The sequence below is a fragment of the Pararhodospirillum photometricum DSM 122 genome, assembly GCF_000284415.1.
In the GTDB taxonomy this organism is placed as follows: Bacteria; Pseudomonadota; Alphaproteobacteria; order Rhodospirillales; family Rhodospirillaceae; genus Pararhodospirillum; species Pararhodospirillum photometricum.
The window spans coordinates 2,889,141-2,911,695 of the sequence record NC_017059.1 but is presented as its reverse complement, the minus strand read 5'-3'; the positions used below and the strand labels follow the sequence as shown (position 1 = coordinate 2,911,695).

At 65.7% G+C, this 22,555-nt stretch carries 17 protein-coding genes, 1 tRNA gene, 1 rRNA gene and 2 pseudogenes; 5 read left to right on the top strand and 16 right to left on the bottom strand.

What is annotated here, in order from left to right:
* Positions 1 to 2,127: a site-2 protease family protein gene (locus tag RSPPHO_RS13080; RefSeq protein ID WP_157879241.1), complete on the top strand. Its 2,127-nt coding sequence runs from the start codon at positions 1 to 3 to the stop codon at positions 2,125 to 2,127.
* Positions 2,128 to 2,203: 76 nt separating this feature from the next.
* Here the strand turns inward: RSPPHO_RS13080 and RSPPHO_RS20575 are convergent, their stop codons facing one another.
* Complete coding sequence (locus RSPPHO_RS20575) at positions 2,204 to 2,833, bottom strand: hypothetical protein (RefSeq protein ID WP_197535610.1); 630 nt, start codon at positions 2,831 to 2,833, stop codon at positions 2,204 to 2,206.
* Between the two features lie 661 nt (positions 2,834 to 3,494).
* Here RSPPHO_RS20575 and RSPPHO_RS20570 point away from each other — a divergent pair.
* Positions 3,495 to 5,306 carry an ATP-dependent helicase gene (locus tag RSPPHO_RS20570; RefSeq protein ID WP_339325413.1) on the top strand — a complete coding sequence of 604 codons (1,812 nt, stop codon included), beginning with the start codon at positions 3,495 to 3,497 and terminating at the stop codon, positions 5,304 to 5,306.
* Between the two features lie 90 nt (positions 5,307 to 5,396).
* On the opposite strand, the gene RSPPHO_RS13070 is transcribed toward RSPPHO_RS20570, so the two are convergent.
* Positions 5,397 to 6,932: a bifunctional metallophosphatase/5'-nucleotidase gene (locus RSPPHO_RS13070; RefSeq protein WP_014415687.1), complete on the bottom strand. Its 1,536-nt coding sequence runs from the start codon at positions 6,930 to 6,932 to the stop codon at positions 5,397 to 5,399.
* Between the two features lie 289 nt (positions 6,933 to 7,221).
* On the opposite strand from RSPPHO_RS13070, the gene RSPPHO_RS13065 reads away from it, so the two are divergent.
* The 3 genes from RSPPHO_RS13065 (at position 7,222) to meaB (ending at position 12,595) form a co-directional block, all read left to right on the top strand.
* Entirely contained in the window at positions 7,222 to 9,318 is a 2,097-nt protein-coding gene (locus tag RSPPHO_RS13065; RefSeq protein ID WP_041795514.1) for a methylmalonyl-CoA mutase subunit beta, read from the top strand.
* The gene (gene scpA, locus RSPPHO_RS13060) at positions 9,315 to 11,504 is read left to right on the top strand and encodes a methylmalonyl-CoA mutase (protein ID WP_014415685.1); all 2,190 of its coding nucleotides are present in this window, start codon (positions 9,315 to 9,317) and stop codon (positions 11,502 to 11,504) included. Before RSPPHO_RS13065 ends, scpA begins: the two co-directional genes overlap by 4 nt.
* 95 nt (positions 11,505 to 11,599) lie before the next feature.
* A complete protein-coding gene (meaB, locus tag RSPPHO_RS13055; RefSeq protein WP_014415684.1) occupies positions 11,600 to 12,595 on the top strand; it encodes a methylmalonyl Co-A mutase-associated GTPase MeaB in 996 nt (331 codons plus the stop codon).
* 41 nt (positions 12,596 to 12,636) lie between these two features.
* On the opposite strand, the gene RSPPHO_RS21575 is transcribed toward meaB, so the two are convergent.
* From RSPPHO_RS21575 to RSPPHO_RS13010, 14 genes and pseudogenes are all read right to left on the bottom strand, one after another.
* Positions 12,637 to 13,431: a glycoside hydrolase family 3 C-terminal domain-containing protein gene (locus tag RSPPHO_RS21575; RefSeq protein WP_277905332.1), complete on the bottom strand. Its 795-nt coding sequence runs from the start codon at positions 13,429 to 13,431 to the stop codon at positions 12,637 to 12,639.
* The gene (locus tag RSPPHO_RS13050; RefSeq protein WP_014415682.1) at positions 13,382 to 14,923 is read right to left on the bottom strand and encodes a glycoside hydrolase family 3 N-terminal domain-containing protein; all 1,542 of its coding nucleotides are present in this window, start codon (positions 14,921 to 14,923) and stop codon (positions 13,382 to 13,384) included. The genes RSPPHO_RS21575 and RSPPHO_RS13050 overlap by 50 nt, the downstream gene beginning before the upstream one ends.
* Positions 14,924 to 15,020: 97 nt before the next feature.
* A complete protein-coding gene (locus tag RSPPHO_RS13045) occupies positions 15,021 to 16,169 on the bottom strand; it encodes an iron-containing alcohol dehydrogenase (RefSeq protein WP_041795512.1) in 1,149 nt (382 codons plus the stop codon).
* A gap of 126 nt (positions 16,170 to 16,295) precedes the next feature.
* Positions 16,296 to 16,481: pseudogene (locus tag RSPPHO_RS22060) on the bottom strand (IS481 family transposase); the annotation flags it as partial.
* Positions 16,477 to 16,712: pseudogene (locus tag RSPPHO_RS22055) on the bottom strand (helix-turn-helix domain-containing protein); the annotation flags it as partial. The pseudogenes RSPPHO_RS22055 and RSPPHO_RS22060, both read right to left, overlap by 5 nt.
* A gap of 285 nt (positions 16,713 to 16,997) precedes the next feature.
* Positions 16,998 to 17,074: transfer RNA gene (locus tag RSPPHO_RS13040), tRNA-Met, on the bottom strand.
* Positions 17,075 to 17,125: 51 nt separating this feature from the next.
* Positions 17,126 to 17,240: ribosomal RNA gene (rrf, locus tag RSPPHO_RS13035) — 5S ribosomal RNA — on the bottom strand.
* Between the two features lie 25 nt (positions 17,241 to 17,265).
* On the bottom strand, positions 17,266 to 17,805 hold the full coding sequence (locus tag RSPPHO_RS13030; RefSeq protein WP_157879240.1) for a phage portal protein: 540 nt from the start codon (positions 17,803 to 17,805) through the stop codon (positions 17,266 to 17,268).
* A 109-nt stretch (positions 17,806 to 17,914) separates the two neighbouring features.
* Entirely contained in the window at positions 17,915 to 18,085 is a 171-nt protein-coding gene (locus tag RSPPHO_RS20170) for a hypothetical protein (protein ID WP_157879239.1), read from the bottom strand.
* 246 nt (positions 18,086 to 18,331) lie between these two features.
* Positions 18,332 to 18,712 (bottom strand): hypothetical protein, encoded by a 381-nt coding sequence (locus RSPPHO_RS20165; RefSeq protein WP_157879238.1) that lies wholly within the window; start codon positions 18,710 to 18,712, stop codon positions 18,332 to 18,334.
* Between the two features lie 2 nt (positions 18,713 to 18,714).
* Complete coding sequence (locus RSPPHO_RS13025) at positions 18,715 to 19,305, bottom strand: hypothetical protein (RefSeq protein ID WP_014415680.1); 591 nt, start codon at positions 19,303 to 19,305, stop codon at positions 18,715 to 18,717.
* A gap of 128 nt (positions 19,306 to 19,433) precedes the next feature.
* Complete coding sequence (phbB, locus tag RSPPHO_RS13020; protein ID WP_041795510.1) at positions 19,434 to 20,162, bottom strand: acetoacetyl-CoA reductase; 729 nt, start codon at positions 20,160 to 20,162, stop codon at positions 19,434 to 19,436.
* A gap of 37 nt (positions 20,163 to 20,199) precedes the next feature.
* Positions 20,200 to 21,372: an acetyl-CoA C-acetyltransferase gene (locus tag RSPPHO_RS13015; RefSeq protein ID WP_014415678.1), complete on the bottom strand. Its 1,173-nt coding sequence runs from the start codon at positions 21,370 to 21,372 to the stop codon at positions 20,200 to 20,202.
* A gap of 145 nt (positions 21,373 to 21,517) precedes the next feature.
* Complete coding sequence (locus RSPPHO_RS13010) at positions 21,518 to 22,501, bottom strand: alpha/beta fold hydrolase (protein ID WP_242390496.1); 984 nt, start codon at positions 22,499 to 22,501, stop codon at positions 21,518 to 21,520.
* Positions 22,502 to 22,555 lie beyond the last annotated feature (54 nt).

Here is a 22,555-nt window from a genome sequence, read left to right as displayed (position 1 = left end):
GTGGCCGCGCCCCTGGACCTGATGGCTCTCCCCCTGCCCCCTCTGCGCGATGACCTGTCGCTTCTGCCGGGGCCTCGGGCCGCCGATGGCTCGCCGACGTGGACCCTGCATGACCCGGTGCGCCATCGCTACCACCGGCTGGGGTGGTTGGCCTTTGAGATGCTGGCGCGCTGGGGGGCTGGGAACGGCCGGGCGGTGTGCGAGCAAGTGACGGCCGAAACCACCCTCACCCCGGGGCCGGCTGACCTGGAAGCCCTGCTTCATTTTCTGCGGGCCAATCTTTTGGTCGCCATGGGAACACCGGCCGACCGAACGATGTGGTTACGGCAATGCGAAGCCAATCGTCCACCCTGGGCTCAATGGCTGCTGCACAACTATTTGTTTATCCGAATCCCCTTGGTCAAACCGGATCGCTTTTTGCGCCGGGCATGGCCCTTTGTGCGATTTATTTATACAAAGAGAGCTCTTGCTGTCATTGGCCTTCTCGGTGTGCTCGGTCTTTTTTTAGTGACCCGACAGTGGGATGTCTTTATTCACACTTTCACCCAGTTCGCCAGCCTGGACGGGCTGGTCTGGATGGGGGCGGCCCTGACGCTGACCAAGGTGATGCACGAACTGGGACATGCCTTCGTGGCCCACCGCCTGGGGTGCCGCGTCCCGAGCATGGGGATTGCTTTCCTGGTGCTGTGGCCGGTTCTTTATACGGATACCTCAGACGGCTGGCGTCTCAGCGACCGCCGCCAGCGCCTCGCCATCGGGGCGGCCGGCGTCGTCACCGAACTGGCGATCGCCTTGCTTGCCACGCTTGCCTGGGCGGTGATCGAAGACGGGCCCGCGCGCTCGGCGGCTTTTTTTCTGGCCTCGGCGGGCTGGATCGCCACTCTGGCCATCAACCTCAGCCCCTTTATGCGCTTTGATGGCTATTATATTCTAAGCGACCTTCTCGATGAACCCAACTTGCAGTCGCGCGCCTTTGCCCTGGGACGCTGGGCCTTGCGCGAGATGCTGTTTGGGTTGGGGGATCCGGCGCCCGAACCCCTCCCAGGGCCGAGGCGACGCCTGTTGATTGTTTATGCCTGGGCAACCTGGGTCTACAGGCTCGTTCTCTTTCTTGGCATCGCCTTGCTTGTTTACCACTTTTTCATTAAAATCGTCGGGATCTTCCTGTTTTTTGTCGAAATTGGCTGGTTTATCCTCAAGCCCGTGGCAACCGAAATAATGACGTGGTGGCGCCGACGCCTGGATTTTCGTGTTAATCCCCAGACCCTGGCCACGCTCGCCCTCCTCGGGCTTGGCTTGGCCGCCTTGATCGTTCCCTGGCGCTCGACGGTGCCGTTAGCGGCCGTCTTGGAGGCATCCCACGCCCACGCCCTGCACGCCCCGGAACCCGCCCGGGTGGCCAAGCTCCTGGTGCGGACCGGGGATCGGGTCTCCCGGGGAACTCCCCTGCTGGTCCTCTCGGCGCCCGATCTCGAGGTCCAAAGCCGGCTGGTTGACCTGCGCTTACAGGTCAACCAGATGTCTGTTGAACGCAGTATGACCGACGATACCCTGCGCGGCGATGTCCCCTTGCTCCTCGCAGACCAGCGCGCTTTGCTGGCCGAACAAGCCGGGCTATACGCGCGCAAGGAGACCCTGACCCTGCTTGCCGAGATCGACGGCGAGGTCACCGACCTGCTTCCTGAGATCCGCGAGGGTCTGTGGGTGGCTCCCCAAAGCGTGCTGTTGCGGGTGATCGGCACCGGGCCGGGCCAGATCGTCGCTTATGCCCGGCAAGAAGACCTGAACCGCCTGCCAGCCGACGCCCCGGCCCGGTTTCATCCCGACGATGCCCTAGCCCCCGCGATCGCAGCCCGGGTCAAGGCGGTGGAGACCGTCAACCGACCGGTCTTGGACCACGCCCTGCTGGCCTCGCTTCAGGGCGGCCCCCTTGCCGCGCGTGAAGATCCCCAGCACCGCCTGATCCCGGAGCGCTCGATCTACCGGGTTCTCGCGATGCCCCTGGATACGCCCCCTCCCCGGCAGGTTCAACGGGGCACCTTACGGGTCGAAGGCCAGCCGGAAAGCCTGGTGGCCCGCCTCTGGCGCGGGGCCGTGAGCGTCTTGATCCGCGAGAGCGCCTTTTGAGAAGGAGAGGCCTGGGAAGGCCGCACCTCTTCAGCCTTCTCTTCTTTCGTCGTCAGACCGCTCTTTTCCTGGAGAATCATCTTGCTCTATCGTGGGCAAGTCGTCCCCTGCCCCCCGGGATCTTGCCGTCATGCCCCTGTACGCCGATTTGCACGTGCACTCCCACTATTCCCGAGCCACCAGCCGCGACCTGGACTTGGAACATCTGGCGTGGTGGGCAGCCCGTAAGGGCATTTCGGTGGTCGGGACCGGGGACTGTGTGCATCCGGGCTGGCTTGGCGAGATCCGCGACAAGCTGGTGGCAGTCGGCAATGGCCTTTATCGCCTGCGGCCCGATCTCGAAACGCCATTGTGGGAGACCCTGCCGCCGGCCTGCCGCCGGCCCGTCTTCTTCCTGCTCTCGACGGAAATATCGACCATCTACAAGAAAGACGGCAAAACCAGGAAGGTCCATCACCTGATCTTGCTGCCCGACCTGGACACCGCCGACCGCTTGGCGGGGGCCCTGGGCCGGGTGGGCAACATCACCGCCGATGGCCGGCCCATCTTGGGGCTCGACTCCCGCGACCTGCTCGAGATCACCCTGGCCGCACACGACCACAGCCTGCTGATCCCCGCCCATATCTGGACCCCCTGGTTTTCCGCCCTGGGTGCCCAATCGGGCTTTGACTCTCTTGAGGCCTGCTATGGCGATCTGGCGGGTCATATCGTGGCTCTTGAAACCGGGCTGTCGTCGGATCCGGCGATGAACTGGAGGGTGTCGTCCCTCGATCGCTTCCGGCTGGTGTCCAATTCGGATGCCCACTCGCCGGCCAAGCTGGGACGCGAGGCGACCGCCTTCTCCTGCCCGCCCGGCTACGACACCCTGCGCCATGCCCTGATGACCGGCGAGGGCTACGAGGGAACCGTGGAGTTCTTCCCCGAGGAAGGCAAATACCACATGGACGGCCACCGAGCCTGCGCCGTGCGCCTGGACCCCCGCGACACCTTGGCCTTGGATGGCCGCTGCCCCGTGTGTGGCCGGCCGGTGACCATCGGCGTGGCCCACCGGGTGGAAACCCTGGCGGACCGAGCGGTTCCCATCCCTCCCGCGACGGCGGGCTCGGTGGCCAGCTTCGTGCCGCTGGCGGAAATCCTGGGCGAACTCATGGACTGCGGCCCCGATACCAAGGGCGTGCGCGCAGTCTATGACCGGATGGGAGCCGCCCTGGGACCGGAACTCGAGATGCTCGGCCAAACGCCCCTGGAGGAGATCACCCGCCTCCATCCCGTGCTGGGCGAGGCGTTGGCGCGCCTGCGGGCCGGCACGGTGTATCGTGACGCCGGCTATGATGGCGCGTATGGCGTGATCCGCCTGTTTGCCCCCGGTGAGTTGGACAGCCGGCGCGGCCTGTTGTTCGAGGGGCCGTTGGGAAGCCGCCCACGCCGCGCGCCGCGCCCTTCCCAAGCCCAGCCCCCCTCCCCTCCCGACACCAGCCCCCCCGCCCCCTCCGCCACCCAATGGTCGATCGGGGGTGCTGGCGGCCCTGGACCCCGAACAAGCGGCGGCCGCCGCCGCTCCGGGCCCCTTGCTGGTGATCGCCGGGCCTGGCTCGGGCAAGACGCGCCTGCTCACCCACCGTTTGGCCCATTTGATCCTGGAGCAAGGGGTGCCGGCCTCAGCTTGCCTTGCCGTCACCTTCACCCGCAAGGCCACGCACGAGTTGAAAACGCAGCTGCGGAGCTTGCTGGGCGACGCCTTGCCCGAGGTACACAGCTTCCATTCCCTGGGCCTTTCGATCCTGCGCGCCCACGCCGATGTCTTGGGTCTGCCGCCCGACTTTCGCATTGCCGACGACAGCGAGCGCCGCAGCGTTCTCGCCCAAGCGCTGGGCCTGTCGCACGACAAGGCGGGGGCTTTGTTAAAAACCCTCTCGGCGCTCAAACGCACGGGCCAGACCGGCACCCCGGCCGAGGAGCAGGCCCGCGCGGTCCTGGAGGCCGAGAGCCGGGCGCAAGCCTGGGTCGATCTCGACGACTTGGTGAGCGGGGCCGTGAGCGTGTTGGACAGCAGCCCCGCCGTGGGGGAGTCCTGGCGCCGCCGCTTTGCCCATATTGTTGCCGACGAGTTCCAAGACGTCGATGAAAGCCAATACCGCCTGTTGCACCAGCTGGCGGGACCGGGGTCCCTGTGCGTCATCGGCGATCCCCATCAGGCCATCTATGGCTTCCGTGGGGCCGATGCCGGTTGCTTCGCGCGGTTTGCCACCGATTGGCCCGAGGCCCCCGAGGTCCGCCTGTTTCGCAACTACCGCTCTTCCGGCACCATCGTCGAGGCGGCGGCGGCCCTAATCGGCCAGCCGGCCGACGGCCAGACCCGGGGCCGGGAAGAGCCCATTGTGGTCCAAGCCAGCCCCACGGCCCAGGCGGAGGCCGAAGGCGTGGTCGCCACCCTCGAACACCTGATGGGAGGGCATGATCTCCTGGCCGCCGGACGGATCGCCGGCCAGGACCGCCCCTTGAGCTTCGCCGACGTGGCGGTACTGTACCGCACCGATGCCCAAGCCGAGGCGTTTCGCGGTGCCTTTGACCGGGCCGGCATTCCCTATCGCAAGAGCAGCCCGGCGCCCTTGGCCCAGCATCCTGGAGTGCGCGCCGTGCTGGCCGCGTTGGAAACCCTACCGCCCGGGCCTCCCCTGCGCGAATGCGTGCGGGCCGCAGTCGCCAGCGCCCAGGGGGAAGCCCCCGAGGCCTCCCGCCTCGCCCGGGATTGGCTCGTCGCCCTGATCGACGACGGAGTCGACGATCTGGAGCGCTTGCGCGAGGCCTGCGCCCTGATGACTGAGGCTGATTTTCATGACCAGCGGGGGGATCGGGTCTCGCTGTTGACCATGCACGCTGCCAAGGGTCTGGAGTTTCCGGTCGTCTTCGTCACCGGCTTGGAGGACGGGCTGATGCCGCTGTCGTGGGGCGGCGCTTCCCCCGATCCGGCGGCCTTGGCCGAGGAGCGGCGCTTGCTCTATGTCGCCCTCACCCGGGCCCGCGATCGCCTGATCCTGACCCACGCTCGCGAGCGCTTTTGGCACGGTGCGGTGCGCGCTCGGGTCCCCTCGTCGTTTTTGGCCGATCTGCCTGCCGAGTTTCTGGGACGGCCGACGGGGGGCGCCCCGAGGCGGGCGCGACAGTTGACGTTGTTCTGAAGGGAAGGCTGGGGAGGCGCGGCCTCCCCAGACCCCTCGTTTTCTAGGGGTTTGTTGGAATATTGTTCTAGAATGAAATTATAAAGCCACTTACTCAACTGGGATAAGTCTTCCGGTTTCGAGGGTCTTCACCTCGCCTCCCAGGCTTTTCAGGTAGTCGATGACCAAGGTGGTCATCAGGCGTCCGGCGCTGGCATCGACCACCGGGCGTGCCGTGCCGAAGGTGTAGCCATCCCCGCCGTCGGCGGTGAAGTTGGTGGTGGCCAGGGTATAGGAGGCGGCGGGGTCGAGCGGCGTGCCGGCCACCGCAACCGTCACGAGGCGCGACCCGGCGGGTTTTTTGCGATCCCAGGTCAGGGTGAGCCCCGAAACCTGAGGAAAACGGCCGGCCCCCTCCTCGACCGCCGACAAGCCATGCTCCAGGGCCGCGCGCAGCTCCGCCCCCGTGAGACGCAGCACCATCACCACGTTGCCAAACGGAAGCTCGGTCAGGACATCGCGGGCCGAAAGCGAGGCCCCCGCGTCGTACAGGCGATCGGCCCGGATGCCGCCGCCATTGACCAGGGCGACATCGGCCCCGGTGCCGATCCGCAGCGCATCGGCGATCAGATCGCCCATGGTGCTCTCCTGGGTGCGCACGGCGGCGCGGCGGCTGTCGAGCGGCACCCCAAGCGTGACCAAAGGTTGCCCCAAGGCGTCGTCGAGGGACGCGTGCCATTGAGCGATGAGCCCGGCCAGGGCGGGATCCGGGGTTTGGCCCACGTTGGGGATCAGGCGCACGTCCGGGCGAGTGGTGACAACGGGGCCGGTTTTGGTGGGGCGTTCCTGAAGGGTGAGGTCGATCACGCCGAGCGCCTTGGCGTCGCTGCCGGCCTTGAGAATCACCCGTCCCTGGTCGCTCCACACGATCCCCTCGTGATCGTGCCCGCCCACAATAACGTCAATGGCCGGGACCCGCTCCAGCAAGGCCCGGTCGTCGGCGACGTCTTGGTGGGTCAGGGCGACAATGACATCCGCCCCCTGGGCCTTGAGCGCCGCGACCGTCTCGCGCACCGTTTCAACCACCGGGGCAAAGCGCACCGTGGCCCCGGGAGAGGACAGTTTGGTCGTTTCGGGCGTCAGCACCCCCAAGAAGCCGACCTTATAAGCGCCGACCGACCGCAAGGCGGTGCGCTCCATACCGGCGAAGGGCTGGCCGTCTTGCCCCAACACATTGGTTCCCAGCCAGGGGAAGGGGGTAGAGCCCAGCAGACGGGCCAGCACCGGGGCGCCGAAATCGAACTCATGATTGCCCGGCACCGCCACCTCAACGCCCACCTGCCCCATGGCGGTGAGCATGTGGGCGCCCTGGTCGAGCCCCGAAAGCAGCGACGGCGAAATCAGGTCCCCGCCAAAGGTCACCACCGTTTGGTCGGCGCCCGGGCGGCTCCGTTCGTGGGCGACCAGGGTCTTGAGGGCCGCCAGCCCCCCCGCCCCTTCCGCGTCGGGATCGACCTCATACACATCGTTGACATGCAACAAACGCAAGACGGCACTGGGCCGCCCCTCGGCCCACGCCGGTCCTCCCAGCAACAGGCCCACCACCAGCAGTCCCGCGCCCCAGCGCGCTCGCCTTGTTCCCGTCATGCCCCGCGCTCCTTATTGGTTGGATAGTCCTCCCCATATTTCCTCCTCCTCACAGGAAAACCAGAGCAAAGGAAGGCTGGGGAGGCGGGCCTCCCCAGACCCCTCGTTCCCTCAGGTCCTTCGCCCCAGGATCGGAGGGGTCTGGGGAGGCCCGCCTCCCCAGCCTTCCCTTTTTCCCTCCTCAAAGCAAAGCGCCCCCCGCTTGAAGAGCAACCATAGCCTTTGCTATGGTGCCGCAGCGTCAGCCGTCCCGGCCGTCGCGCACCGGACTGACAACGATCAGGATCCCATGACCGAACATACCCTCGCGCTGGCCGCAGATTTTCCGGCCGCCACCCAAGAGGATTGGCTGGCTCAGGTTACCAAGGCCCTGAATGGCGCGCCGTTCGACAAGAAAATGGTGACGCGCACGTATGAAGGGTTTGCGATCCAGCCCCTTTATACGCGGGCGGACTGGCCCGGCGACCAGGACCCGGCCGGCTTCCCGGGCGCGACGCCGTTTACGCGCGGCGCCACCGCCACCGGCTCGGCCGTGGCCGGCTGGGACGTGCGCCAGGATGTGACCCATCCCGACCCGGCCGTTGCCAACAAGATCGTGCTGTCGGAACTGGAGCGCGGCGCCACCAGCGTGGGCGTGCGCCTGGATCTCGCTGGGCGCGTGGGGCTCGATAGCGATGCCACCGCCGCCGCCGATCTGGCCGGGGCCGAAGGGGTCATGATTGGCTCCCTGAGCGACCTCGAAACCCTGCTGGCCGGGGTCTATCTCGAGATCGCCCCGGTGTCCCTGGAGGCCGGCGCCGCCTTCGAGGCCGCGGCTGCCTTGCTGGCCGCCCTGTGGGAGCGCAAGGGAATCGCCGCTGGGGCCGCGCTGGGCGCCTTCAACGCCGACCCCCTGGGGGCCCTCGCCACCACCGGCGTTCTGCCCATGAGCATCGAGCGCGCCTTGGAGCGTCTGGGAGCCCTGGCCGCCTATACGGCCGCCACGTGGCCACGCGTCACCGCTGTGCAGGTCAGCGGCGCACCGTATCACGATGGCGGGGCGAGCGAAGTCCAAACCCTGGCCGCCATGCTGTCCACCGGCGTGGCCTACCTGCGCGCCATGACCGCCACCGGTCTTGATGCCGGCACAGCGGCGCGTCAGATCGTCTTCTCGCTGCCGCTTGATGCCGACTTCTTCACCGGCATTGCCAAGCTGCGCGCCCTGCGCCGCCTGTGGGCCCGAGTGTTGGAGGCGTGCGGCGTGCCCGAGTCCGACCGCGCCATGCGCGTGGCCGCGACCACGGCAGCGCGCATGCTGACGCGGCGCGACCCGTGGGTGAACATGCTGCGCACCACCGTGGCCGGGTTTGCCGGTGCCGTGGGCGGGGCTGACACCCTGACGGTGACGCCGTTCGATGCCGCCTTGGGGATCTCCACCGACTTCGCCCGGCGCATCGCCCGCAACGTTCAGATCCTGCTGATGGAAGAGAGCAGCGTCGGCCGGGTGGTCGATCCGGCGGGCGGCTCGTGGTACGTCGAGACCCTGACCAACCAGATCGCCCGCGAGGCCTGGACGCGCTTCCAGGGGCTGGAGCAAGCCGGCGGCATGGTGAACGCCCTGACCGAGGGCACCTTGGCCCGCGATATTGACGCCACCTGGACCGCCCGGCGCAAAGCCGTGGGCCTGCGGCGCGACGCGGTGACCGGGGTCAACGAGTTCCCCAACCTGAACGAAGCCCCGGTTGAGACCGAGGCGGTGGATCTTGCCGCCCTGCGCGCCGCCGCCGCGCCGCGTCTGGCCGCCGCTCGCGCCACGGTGCCCGATGTGGCCTGTGCCGACACCGCCATCAAGGCGGCGCTCAAGGGCACGACCCTCGGTACCCTGGTCGCCGCGCTGTCCGATGGCATGGCCGGTCGTGCCGTGGCCATCAAGCCGCATGTCGTGGCCGAGGATTTCGAGGCCCTGCGCGATGCCGCCGACGCCTGGAAGGCCGACAAGGGCCAGTATCCCCAGGTGTTCTTGGTGACCTTGGGGCCGATTGCCGACCACACGGCCCGCGCCACCTTCGCGCGCAACCTGTTCGAGGCCGGCGGGATCGAGGCGGTGCCGGGCGGCGTGCTGGAAACCGTGGAAGACGCGGTGGCGGCGTGGCAGGCCAGCCAAGCGCCGGTCGCCGCACTGTGCGCCACCGATGCCCTCTACGCCGAGCAGGCCGAGGCCGTGGCGCGCGCCCTCAAGGCGGCGGGTCTCAGCCGGCTTTATCTGGCCGGCAAGCCGGGCGAGGCCGCCGAGGCCTGGGCTCAGGCCGGCATTGACCAGTACATTCACGTGGGCTGCGATGTTCTCGCCACCCTGCGCGACCTGCATGCCCATCTGGGCCTGCCCGTGGAAGGAACCACCCCATGAGCACCATTCCCGATTTCTCCCGGATTGATCTCGAGAATGGCGCGCCCGCCGGCACCGCCGAGGCCTGGGCCGAGCGCTTTGCCGCCGGTGCCGATCCGGCCGCTGTGTGGGAAACGCCGGAGCGCATCAACGTGCGCCCGCTCTACAGCGCCCGCGATCTTGAGGGCCTGGACTTCCTCAACACCTTCCCGGGCATCGCGCCCTACCTGCGCGGCCCTTATCCCAGCATGTATGTGACCCAGCCCTGGACGGTGCGCCAGTACGCGGGCTTCTCCACGGCCCAGGCCTCCAACGCTTTTTATCGGCGCAATCTGGCGGCCGGTCAGAAGGGCTTGTCGGTGGCCTTCGACCTGGCGACCCACCGGGGCTATGATTCCGACCACCCGCGCGTCGCCGGCGACGTGGGCATGGCGGGCGTGGCCATCGACAGCATCCTGGACATGCGCACCTTGTTCGGCGGCATCCCGCTCGACAAGATGAGCGTCTCCATGACCATGAACGGCGCCGTCTTGCCGATCATGGCGCTGTTCATCGTGGCGGGCGAGGAGCAGGGCGTCAGCGCCAAGGAACTGTCGGGGACGATCCAAAACGACATCCTCAAAGAGTTCATGGTGCGCAACACCTATATTTATCCGCCCGTGCCCTCGATGAAGATCATCAGCGACATTTTTGCGTATACGTCGCAGAACATGCCGCGCTTCAACTCGATTTCGATTTCCGGCTACCACATGCAAGAAGCCGGGGCCACCGCCGACCTGGAGCTGGCCTATACCCTGGCCGACGGCGTTGAATACGCCCGCGCCGGCATGGCGGCGGGCCTGGGTATCGACGCTTTCGCCCCGCGCCTGTCCTTCTTCTGGGCCATTGGCATGAACTTCTTCATGGAAGTGGCCAAGATGCGTGCGGCGCGCCTGCTGTGGGCCAAGCTGATCAAGCCGTTTGACCCCAAAAATCCGCGCTCCTTGTCGCTGCGTACCCACTGCCAGACCTCGGGCTGGTCGCTGACCGCGCAGGACGTCTTCAACAACGTGACCCGCACCTGTATCGAGGCGATGGCCGCGACCCAGGGCCACACCCAGTCGCTGCACACCAACGCGCTCGACGAGGCCCTGGCCCTGCCGACCGACTTCTCGGCGCGTATCGCCCGAAACACCCAGTTGTTCTTGCAGCAGGAGTCCGGCACCACCCGGGTGATCGACCCCTGGGGCGGCAGCTACTACGTCGAGCGCCTGACCCACGACTTGGCCGCGCGCGCCTGGGCGCATATCGAGGAAGTCGAGCGCTCGGGCGGCATGGCCAAGGCCATCGAAACCGGCATCCCCAAGATGCGCATCGAGGAAGCGGCCGCCCGCACCCAGGCCCGTATCGACGCCGGGCGCCAGACCGTGGTGGGCGTCAACAAGTTCCAAGTGGAAAACGATGCCGCCATTGAGGTGCTGAAGGTCGAAAACGCCGCCGTGCGCCGCGAGCAGATCGCCCAGTTGGAGCGTCTGCGGGCCGAGCGTGACGCCGTCGTCGTCGAGCAGACGCTGCACGCCCTGACCCGGGCCGCCGACAGCGGCGAAGGCAACTTGCTGGCGCTGGCCGTTGAGGCGGCGCGGGCTCGGGCCACGGTGGGCGAAATCTCCGACGCCCTGGAAAAGGTCTACGGGCGGCACAAGGCCGAAATCCGTGCCATTTCGGGGGTCTACAGCAAGGAGGTCGGGACCATGGGCGGCGCCGTGGACCGCGTCAAGCGGCTGGTCAGCGAGTTTGAAACCAACGACGGGCGCCGTCCGCGCATCCTCATCGCCAAGATGGGACAAGACGGTCACGATCGCGGGCAAAAGGTCATTGCCACCGCGTTTGCCGACCTGGGCTTTGACGTGGACATTGGGCCCTTGTTCCAGACCCCGGCCGAAACCGCGCGTCAGGCTGTGGAAAACGACGTGCATGTGGTGGGCGCCTCGTCGCTGGCCGCGGGCCACCTCACCTTGGTGCCGCAGTTGCGCGAGGAACTGGCCAAGCTGGGCCGTGAGGACATTTTGATCGTGGTCGGCGGGGTGATCCCGCCCCAGGATTTCGACGCTCTCTACGAGGCTGGCGCCGCCGCCATCTTCCCGCCCGGCACCAACGTGGCCGAGGCGGCAACGGGGCTGCTGGATCGTCTGAGCGCGGCGTTGGGGTATACGACCAAGGCGGCGTAAGGGCTGAGGAAAGAAAAGAGGAAGGCTGGGGAGGCGGGCCTCCCCAGACCCCTCGTTCTTTGGGGGAATAACCAACAACGGTGGTTTAGAATTTTATGGCTCGGTTTGTGCTTTCTCTCGATGACTTGGTAAACGGGGTTTTGGCGGGGGATCGGGCGGTTGTGGCGCGGGCCATTACCTTGGTGGAAAGCCGGCGGGCCGATCATCAGCGTTTGGCCCAGGAGATGTTGACCCGTTTGTTGCCGCACGCCGGCCGGGCCCATCGGGTCGGGTTGTCCGGTGTGCCCGGTGTAGGCAAATCGACGTTTATCGAGGGCTTGGGGTGCCGGCTCACCGCCCGGGGGCACCGGGTCGCCGTTCTGGCCGTCGATCCCTCGTCGTCGCGATCGGGTGGCTCCATCCTGGGCGACAAGACGCGCATGGAGCGGCTTTCGGTGGATCCTAACGCCTTCATCCGTCCCTCGCCTTCGGGCGGGCGGCTGGGCGGGGTGGGCCGAGCCACTCGTGAGACCATGATCGTCGTCGAGGCCGCTGGTTACGACGTGGTTCTGGTGGAAACCGTGGGCACCGGCCAGTCGGAAACCCTGGTCGCCGACATGGTCGATTTCTTCTTGGTTTTGATGCTGCCCGGGGCCGGTGACGAGTTGCAGGGCATCAAGAAAGGCATCTTGGAGTTGGCCGACATGATCGCGGTCAACAAGGCCGATGGCCCCAATCGGGACAAGGCGGCCTTAGCGGTCTCGCAATATCGTGCCGCCTTGTCGATCATGACGCCAGCCCATCCCGACTGGGTTCCCCCTGTGGTCTCCTGCGCCGGTCTTTCGGGCGAAGGGCTGGATGAGCTGTGGGAGAAGGTGTTCGAGTACCGCACCCGCATGACCCAAAACGGGGCCCTTCAGGCTCGCCGTCAGGGGCAACAGGTTGATTGGATGTGGTCCATGGTGGAGGACCGCCTCAAGGATGCGGTGCATGGGCATCCCGAGGTGCGGGCCTTGTTGCCTGTGTTGACCGAGGCGGTGACCCGGGGGGGGACCACGGCGACTTTGGCGGCCACCCGGATTCTCGAGGCTTTTGGGGTGACGGCAGAGTAAGAAGGCTGGGGAGGCGAGGCCTCCCCAGACCCCTCGTGCGTTTAAGGCGCGGTTTTGTTCCAGACGATATCGAGGGTCTGAAGGTCCTGGACGTGGGGGCCGACCCCGATGATGAAGCGGCCGGGTTCCCAGATCCGGCGCAAGTCTGGGGTGTGAAATTCCAGATCATGCGGTGTCAGGGCAAAGGAGACGGTTTGCGCCTCGCCCGGAGCCAGAGCGATCTTTTTGAACCCGCGCAGCAGCCGGCCGGGTCTCACCACGCTGGCCACCGGATCCGTCACATAGAGTTGGACGACCTCCCGGCCAAACCGGGGGCCGGTATTGGTCACGGTGACGCTCACCGTCAAAACGTCGTCGCCCCACAGGCTTGTTTTGTCCGCCGTGACCGGGCCATAGGCGAAGGTGGTGGTGCTGAGGCCGAACCCAAAGGGGAAGAGCGGTTCTGACGATCCATCAATATAACAGCGGGTCGAATATTTGCCCGGGTCATTGGTGGGAGAGCCGGGACGGCCAGTGGTGGGGCGGTCGTAGGACAGTGGCACTTGGCCGACGTGGTGGGGCCACGTGGTGGTCAGTTTGCCCTCAGGCGGACGGTCGCCAAACAACAGATCCGCAATGGCATTGCCGGCCTCGCTGCCCCCGAACCACGTGATCAGCAGGGCGTCCACGACCTCGGCCTCCCAGGGCAAGGTCAAGGGGCGGCCGTTGAGAACCACGAGCACCAAGGGTTTGCCGGTGGCCTTCAGGGCGGCCAACAAGGCCCGCTGGCCCTCAGGCAAACCGATGTCAAGGCGCGAGGCCGCCTCGCCCGACATCTCGGCGGCCTCGCCCAGCACGGCCACCACAACATCGGCGGTGTTGGCCACCGCCACCGCCTCGGCGATCAGAGCGGCCGACGGCCGGGGATCCAGGCTCACCTTGGGGCCGGCAAAGTTGAGCAGCTCGATCATCCTGGGGTCTTCGGTAATGTTCGCCCCCCCGGGCGGCGCGAACCGCCCCGTGCCCAATCTTGGTCCGAATTCCCTCCAGCACGGACACCGCCGCTTCAACGTTGCCCTGGAAACTCCAGGGCCCCAGGATGTTCTTTGGGTCGTCGGCCAGCGGTCCAATCACCGCCACGGTCTGGCCGATCTTGGGCAAGGGCAACAGGCCCCCGGTGTTCTTGAGAAGCACGCAGGCGGCAGCGGCCCCCTCGCGGGCCACGGCGCGGGTTTCCGGGTCGGCCAGGGTGATGGCGGCGCGGGTCTCGTCAAACCGGGCAAAGGGATCGGCGAACAGGCCAAGGTCGTATTTGGCGGCCAGCACGGCGCGGCAGGCGTCCTCAATCTGGGCCTCGGTCACGCGCCCGGCCGCCAGCGAGGCTTCAAGACGGGTGAAATACCCGTGGCCCATCATGTCCATGTGGACGCCAGCCCGCAACGCGCGTTCCGACAGGGTTGCCAGCGGATCATCCTCGTTGATCTGGCCCGCCTCGTCGCCCAGACCGTGGGCGATCATCTCGGGAATGCCGTCGAAATCCGAGACCCGCAACACCCCAGGCAGGAAGCGCTCCAGGAGCGTGGCATCGGCATGGGAAGGAAGGCCGTTGAGCGCCGAAAACGCCATCATGGCCGACCCAACCCCAGCGGCCACCGCCGCCTGGAACGGCGGCAGATAGACGTCATAGAGGTGGGCCGGGCTCATGTCGGCATTATTGTAATCCCGGCCGCCCTGGGCGGCGCCATACGCCACGAAGTGTTTGACGCAGGCCATGACGCTGTCCGGGTTGGCGAGATCGTCGCCTTGCAGCCCCGCCACCATCGCCTCGGCGAGGCAGGCCCCCAAATAGGGATCTTCCCCCGACCCCTCAGCGATCCGCCCCCAGCGGGGGTCGCGGGCGATATCGACCATGGGCGAGAACACCCAGTTGATCCCACTGGCACTGGCCTCACGGGCAGCAACCCGGGCCGCCTTGCGCACAAACTCGGGATCCCAGGTGCACGACAGTCCCAACGGAATGGGAAAGACCGTTTCATGACCATGGATGACATCAAAAGCCAGCAGGAGCGGAATGCCCAGGCGCGAGCCCTGTACGGCAATCTCCTGGATTTCCCGCAAGGCCTGGGGACCGCCCACACCAAACGAGCAGTTGTGCAATCCGCCCAGCAGCCCGCCCACCTTGCCGGCCCGGATCTCGTCGGCCCGGTCGGACTCCAGGGGAATGTTGCTGGTTAGCAAGTTGAGTTGGCCCAACTTTTCCTGAAGGGTCATCCTCGCCAACAACGCCTCGACAAAGGCAGCCCTCTCAGCGGGATCCCCTTTGCGGGGCGTTGGAGTGATGCGGGTCATCCTCTTCGTCCTTTATCCCATAGGACAGGGGAAGCGGGCACCGCCCCCCTGGGAAGGGAGGGGCCTGGGGAGGCGAGCCTCCCCAGCCTTCCTATCCTTATACAGCGTTGGCCAGAACGCGAAAGATCACCTCAGGCGTGTAAAGACCCGCAAGGCCAAAAGCCGCCATGTTGCCCCGCGCGTTCTCGACGATGGCGGGAAGGTCGGTCTCCGGGATGCCCAGGTGCGACAGGCGCGTCGGGGTGCCGATTCTGGCGAACCAGTCTTCCAACGCGGCAATGCCCTGCTCGGCCGTTTGAACCCCAAAGAGCGTCCGCGCAAACCGCTCGAACTGGGCCAAGTTACGGGAATGGAACCATTTCATCCAAGCGGGCACCACCACCGACAGCCCCGCCCCGTGCGGCACGTTGTACAAGGCCGACAGCGCATGCTCGATGGCGTGATTGGGGTAGCTGAATCCCCCAGCCCCCGCCGACGTCAAGCCATTGAGAGCCAGGGTCGCCGCCCAGGCAAACTGAGCGCGCGCCGCATCATCGGCCGGGTCGGCCAGCAGCGCCTCGGTGGTTTCGATGACCGTGGCAATCAGGGATTCAACAATCCTTGATTGTAGCTTGGGATAAGAGGGCGCGGTAAAATAAACCTCGATCAGATGAGCAATGACATCGGACGCGGAATAAATCAAGTACTCCCGCGAGATGCTGCGCATCAACACCGGGCTCACGATGGAAACCTTGGGGAACAAGGCGGGCGACATGATGAAGAACTTTTCCTTAGTCTCTTCATTGGTCACCACGGCGCCCGGGTTCATCTCGCTGCCCGTCGCCGCCAAGGTCAAAATGGCAAACACGGGAAGCGCGCTGGTGATCCGCGCCTTCCCCGAAAACAGATCCCAAACGTCTCCCGCGTAGACCGCCCCGGCGGCGATGGCCTTGACACTGTCCAGCACCGAGCCCCCACCGACGCTCAAGACGGCGTCCACCTGATGGGCCTGCACCAGCCCAATCCCCTCCCGGACCTTTGAAATGACGGGATTGCTAACGATCCCCCCCAGTTCAACCCAGGCGACGCCCTGCTCCGCGAGGCTGGCGGTGACGGTCTCAAACAGACCATCGCGCTTGATGCGCTCGCTGCCATAGCACAGCAGAACTTTCTTAAGACCATACCCCGCCACGCGTACACCAATCAGAGGCTCCTTGCCGGCACCAAACTCCAGCGTGGTGGGATTAAAAAAAGTGAAGGCATCCATGGATTTGCCCCTCTGCGGGATGACACAGGCACAAAGGATAACGTTACGGCCAAACTGGGGGGAAGCGCAATGAGCCCTGAGCCACGATAGTGTCCCGAGGAGTGGTGTTATACCAACTCTCACTAATTAGATGTTTAGTCCCGGGAATTGGTGGTACGGATCGTGGTTGAAGCGATCTGGTTCGGTTGACTAGGTTTTGCAGACGAATTCGTAGGGTGTGAGCCTTCGTAAGGTCTTCAGTCTTCGAGCGAAATTGTAAGCGTTCACGAAGTCGGCCAGATGTCGGCGGAGTTGATCGTGATCGTCGTAGTGGATATCGCCGAAACGCGCCGATGACGGCTTCCTCCCCGGAGGAGAGCACCGTTGATCCGGCATTCTTCGGGCCCGTCTTTTCGTCCGCCACGGAGGAGCGAGCTTTCCACTTGGCGACCGTCTTGGGGTTGATCCCGTACCGGCGGGCCAGGCCCCTCTCAGGCTCTCATGCTGTATCGCTCGACGCACCGCCTCTGTCGTCGTGGCGCTCCCGTGAAGAATCTGGCCCATAGCGCATCCTTCCAGTCCTGTATCGAGAATGCACCATCAATTCCCGGGACCAAACATATAGGGTTTCAGGAGAAAGAGATGTCTTGCCGGCCATGGGGTCCATCCCGCTCGAAGTTCGAAAATCGGGCGACCCTGCCAGCGGAGAGAGGACGGGGTCAAGCGCGGGTGGGGGGGAGGATTCCCGCACCACATACGCCTTCGCCTGTTACCTATGTGTTAACTGTGCCGAGTCTGGGACGCAAAAAAGGCGTTAGCCCTTGAGCTAACGCCTTTTTTCATGAATTTTGGTTGCGGGGGCCAGATTTGAACTGACGACCTTCAGGTTATGAGCCTGACGAGCTACCGGGCTGCTCCACCCCGCGATAAGGCTATTTGACAGTGTAAAGAGGGTTTTTTGACAGACGGCTTTGAAGGCCTGGCGGCGACCGACTCTCCCACGCCTTAAGACGCAGTACCATTGGCGCTGAACAGTTTCACGGCCGAGTTCGGGATGGGATCGGGTGTTTCCTGTTCGCCATGACCACCAAGCCATCGAAGCCGTCTGATGATGTCGTTATGGGAATTTACAAGCGCTAGTGTTGGGGAGCGTGCCCAAGCCGCGAAGGTGAAGCACCTCGCCCGGCCCCAGGATCCGCTGTTCGCCCGAAGCCAGCGAAACCCGGTACTGGGGCGCCAAGTCTTCGAGGGTTTCCACCGACACGCTGCCCCTGGGCAATGGCGTGACCTCGATCACGGACCCATCGCGCCCCCGGATCACCAGGGCAAACGCCTCGCCATCCAGCAACAGCGCGGCGGTCAGGTCCGCTTTCATCTGAAACGCGGTAGTCCAGGGGTTCGGGAGTCGGGTCATCAAGCGTTCCAGCGGATGATCGTCCGCACGTCGCTTGTCGCCACCGTCGCTTTCGTACAGGTGGACGGGAAGCATAGCGACGGATTCAGAAATCAAGCGCACCGCTGCCAGCACCGGGGCGTATTCAAGCGCCGAGTCAGGCGAAACACTGATCCCCGCCGCCGTCTCATTCGCGGCCAGGATCAGGCGCTCTAACTCGCCCCAGCCCCGCGTTTCCTTTTTGCCTCGACCAAACCAGCGCATCAGCGACTCCATAGCCCAGCGCACAATCTTGACGAGTCGCGGCGATAGAGTCAAGGCGTCATCGGTGTTCGATTATCGTTCCTTGTCAAGCTGTTAAAACGTCATTAACTCATGATGCGCCGCAGAAACTCCGCCCGCTGGCCTTCGCCCAGGCGGCTTTCATCGTGTCCAGCGGGCTCTTGCGCTTGCGGTACCCCATCTCGACCGCCGCCGCGTTGCACGACAGCTTGCCGCCATCGACATCCGCCAGGAGTGCCGSCCCCCAAGCCGCCCGCACCATCGCCACCACCTTGCGGGCGTCTGGCGCGTCACCCCGCCGTGGTTTTTCGTTTCATGATTGTTTTTAATAAACCTAATAAATCATTAGGTGCTAATTTGGCCGTGTCCGGGGGGGCACGGTTACCCGGGGTTACCCGGGGTTACCCGGGCGTCTTGGGGTGGGGTAACCTAAAAATATTTTTATTATCAAAGTATTATTATATAGGTTACCCTAGTTACCCCAGTTACCCCACAAAAACAAAGAACCTCAACTTTCCTCTTTCGCTCGGTAGTAAGGCACTGCCAATTCAGCTTTTACGCGCCGGTTCAGCCGCCAGTCGGGAAGGCATTTCTGGTGAAGCCAGCGGTGCCCACCGTCACCTGACAGGACGGCAAGGGGGGCATCCGGCTTTCCGCAATGCACGCAAATGCACATCCCAGGGTCGGGTTCGGGGTTCGCGTTCAGCCACTCCACGATGGCCGTTTCGCGCTCCGCGTCCGTCATCCTGATAAATCCGGGGTAACCGGGGGAACCGGGGTAACCGCTTTGATTTTGCTCATCTTTTCCGGTTACCTCGTCCGGGTAACTCGGGGAACCGGGGTAACCTGGAGGCCCCTGGAAGCGGCGAAGAACGTCGAGAACTCCCATGGTCAAGCCTCCTCACCGATTTTCAGGGCGTAGAGCGGCAGTGCGCGGCCCGCGACTTTGATGTTTTTCCGCCGTTTGCCCTTGTCGCGCTCGGCAATCCATCCGGCTTCGTCTACGGCATCAAGGATCCGGGAAAGATCAAAACCGGGGCATGCCTCACGCAGCGCTTCACCGGTCAGGTAATGGACGCGCTCCCCGTCATCGCCGCGCCACCAGCCGGCCCGATCACGAACAACGGTATCCCCGCCGAGGGGCGAGAACCGCGCCTCGGCTTTCGTCACGAACCCCCGGAGGGCCGATAGGATGGCGTCCGTTTCCGGTGCGGCAGAGCCCTTCTGGAGCCCCCTCCATGAAGTGAACGCCCCCACCGCCGCCGCCATCGCCTCGCCCGCAGAGAAGGGGAGGATCCCCACCTCAACAGCAAGCTCACCGGCCAGTCCGACTAGGGCGAAGGCCCCCGCCGCCCGGCCTTCCATCCCTTCAGCGCGGGCGAACACATCGGCCTTGAGTGCCTCGGCGTAGAGCGCGGGCAGGTCTTCCTCGCAGGTCAAAAGCGCCTCGACAAAAGCCGCGCCAGCGACGCCATGGCTCAAACTGGTGGCGCGCTTGATTCCGTCGGCGAAGGCGCGTGGTTCCTGACCATGGCAATTGTCGAAAGCGCCGTGCGCCCGCGTCGTCGCCGGGATGGACAGCTCCCCAGACTTCCTTTCTCTACCCTGCCTTAATACATATGCTGGCCGCCGTTGATCGAGAGCGTGGCGCCGGTGATGAACTCGGCGTCATCGGCGACCAGGAACAACACGCCGCGGGCGATGTCTTCGGCCCGGCCCAGGCGGCCCACCGGGATTTTGGCGATGATCTTCTCCAAGACGGAGTGGGGCACGGCGCGGACCATGTCGGTGTCCACGTAGCCCGGGGCGATGGCGTTGACGGTGATGTTCTTGGGCGCGCCTTCCTGGGCCAGGGCCTTGGTGAAGCCGTGGATGCCTGACTTGGCGGCGGCGTAGTTCACCTGGCCGTACTGGCCGGCCTGACCGTTGATCGAGCCGATGTTAACGATGCGGCCGAAGCCGCGATCGCGCATGGAGTCGATCACGCAGCGCGCGGTGTTGAAGCACGAGGACAGGTTGGTGTGGATCACCGCTTCCCAGTTCTCCGGGGTCATGCGGTGCAAGGTGCCGTCACGGGTGATGCCGGCATTGTTGACGAGGACTTCGACGGGGCCGAGGTCGGCGACGATGCGGCCGATGCCTTCCGTCACCGACTCAAAGCTGGCGACGTCGAACTTGTAGACGGGGATGCCGGTTTCCTTCTGGAAATAGGCGGCGGCGTCATCGTTGCCGGCGTAGTTGGCGGCCACGCGGTAGCCCGCGTCGCGCAAGGCGGTGCTGATGGCAGCGCCGATGCCACGGGTTCCGCCGGTCACAAGGGCAACACGTCCTCTGCTCATGCTTTTATCCTCCCTAAGAAAGGTCGTTTTTGATGGTTTAACGCTCGACGCACAGGGCGACGCCCATGCCCCCGCCAATGCACAGGGTGGCGAGTCCCTTACGCAGGTCGCGCCGCACCAGTTCATGGAGCAAGGTGACCAGCACGCGCGCGCCGGAGGCGCCGATGGGGTGGCCCAGCGCGATAGCGCCGCCGTTGACGTTCACGCGGTCCGTATCCCAGCCCATTTCGCGGTTCACGGCGATGGCCTGGGCGGCGAACGCTTCGTTGGCCTCGATCAAGTCGAGATCGCTGACCTGCCAGCCGGCTTTGGCCAGGGCTTTTTTCGAGGCGGGAATGGGGCCTGTGCCCATCAGGGCGGGATCGACGCCAGCGGTGGCCCAGCTTTTGATGTGGGCGAGCGGGGTGATGCCGCGCCGGGCGGCCGCTTCGGCGGTCATCAGAACCAGGGTGGCGGCGCCGTCGTTGATGCCCGAGGCATTGCCGGCGGTGACCGTGCCGTCCTTGGCGAAGGCCGGGCGCAGGCGCGAGAGCATTTCAAGGGTGGTGTCGGCGCGCGGGTGCTCGTCCTTGTCCACGATGACATCGCCCTTGCGGCCCTTGAGGGTCACCGGGACGATCTGGCCGGTGAAATGGCCGGCCTTGATGGCGGCATCGGCCTTGGTCTGCGAGGCCAGGGCGAAGGCGTCTTGGTCTTCGCGGGTGATGCCGTAGGCCTTGGCGACGTTTTCGGCGGTCTGGCCCATGTGGTAGCCGTTGAAGGCGCACCACAGGCCGTCCTTGATCATAGTATCGACCAGCTCGGTCGAGCCCATCTTGACGCCGGCCCGCAGGTAGCTGGCGTGCGGCGAGAGGCTCATGCTCTCCATGCCGCCCACGACCACCACGTCGGCGTCGCCGGTCTTGATCGCCTGATACCCGAGCGCTACGGTGCGCAATCCCGAGCCGCACACCTGATTGATGCCGAAGGCCGTTTTGTCGGCTGGGATGCCGGCGTTGATCGCTGCCTGACGCGCCGGGTTCTGGCCCTGGGCCGTGCCCAACACGTGGCCGAGAATCACTTCGTCCACCTCGGCGGCTTCCGTTTTGGCCCGTACCAGGGCTTCCTTGATCGTGACCTCGGCCAGGGCGTGGGCCGGCAGACTGCTGAGGCTTCCGTTAAAGGCGCCGACCGCGGTGCGGACGGCGGCAGCGATGACGATATCAGACATGTCGTTCTTTCTCCCTGGGTTTGTTGCTCGGGCCTGAACGAGAAGACCGAGGTTGGATCTCGGACACCATACGGGTTCGGATCCGCCGCGACAACGGTTGGAGCAAAGACAGGTTGCGTTAGGGAAAGGAACCCGCTCTCCACGCTCAGGAGAGGGCGTGAAGCCACTCGATCACCAAAGGATAGAGATGTGCAGGTGAATCGCGTCCTGCCACCAGTCCCACATGTCCCTGGGGCAGATCGTGGACTCGGGCGCCGGGCAGAAACGTGCGTAAGGGAGCGCTGGCGGTCCGGGGCACCAGCGTGTCGCGCGTGCCCTGGATGAGCAAGGCGGGCGCGTGGGGCGGGCGTACAACGTGGCCCTGGACGGTCCAGGTGCCGCGGGCCGGCGCGTTGGCGGTCAGCCAGAGCCGGGCAATGTCGTGCGCGGTGGGGGTGGCGAGATCGACGCCATCGTTGAGCCAGTCTTCGATCGCCACGAAATCCCGCGCCCGCGCCGAGGCGGGATCGAGCCGGCTGAAGGAAGCGTAGCGCCGGGCCACGGCGCCGGGATCGGCCAGGATGAACGGCGCCTGGAGCAAATCGGCGGGGACGGGACGGGTCGCCGATCCCGCCGCCAGGGCCGGCAGAAAGGCGCGCACTAGCCGGAACAGGGGGGTGTCGGCCGCCTGGAAGTCCCACGGCGTGGCCAGCAGGGCGAGGCCGGCGACGGGGCGGCAGGCGGCCAGGGCCAGGGCCAGCAGCCCGCCCATGCAATACCCCAGGACCGCCGGGGGCCGGGGGGCCAGGGTCTGGACCGCCGCCAGGGCCGGCATCAGGCGCCGGGTTACATAATCCTCCAGGGTGAAGCGGGCTTCCTCTGGGCCGGGGGTGTCCCAATCGAGCAAGACGGGACGCACGCCCGCCCCGGCCAGGGCGCGGCATAGGCTGCGCTCCGGGGCGAGGTCGAGGATGTGGGCCCGGTTGATCAGCGAGGGCACCAGCAAGATCGGTTGTGCCTGGGGCCCGGCCTCGGGGGCATAGTCGCGCAGCACCGTGGTTCCGGCTTGCCAGAACGGCGGGGGGTCGGGCAGGGCGCGACGGTAGGGATGGGCGTGGTAGGCTTCGACGCCGTTCAGGAACGCATCCAAGCGCGCCGCCGCTTCTTGGGAGAGAGCGGCGGGTAGGGCGGCGGGCCATGCCGG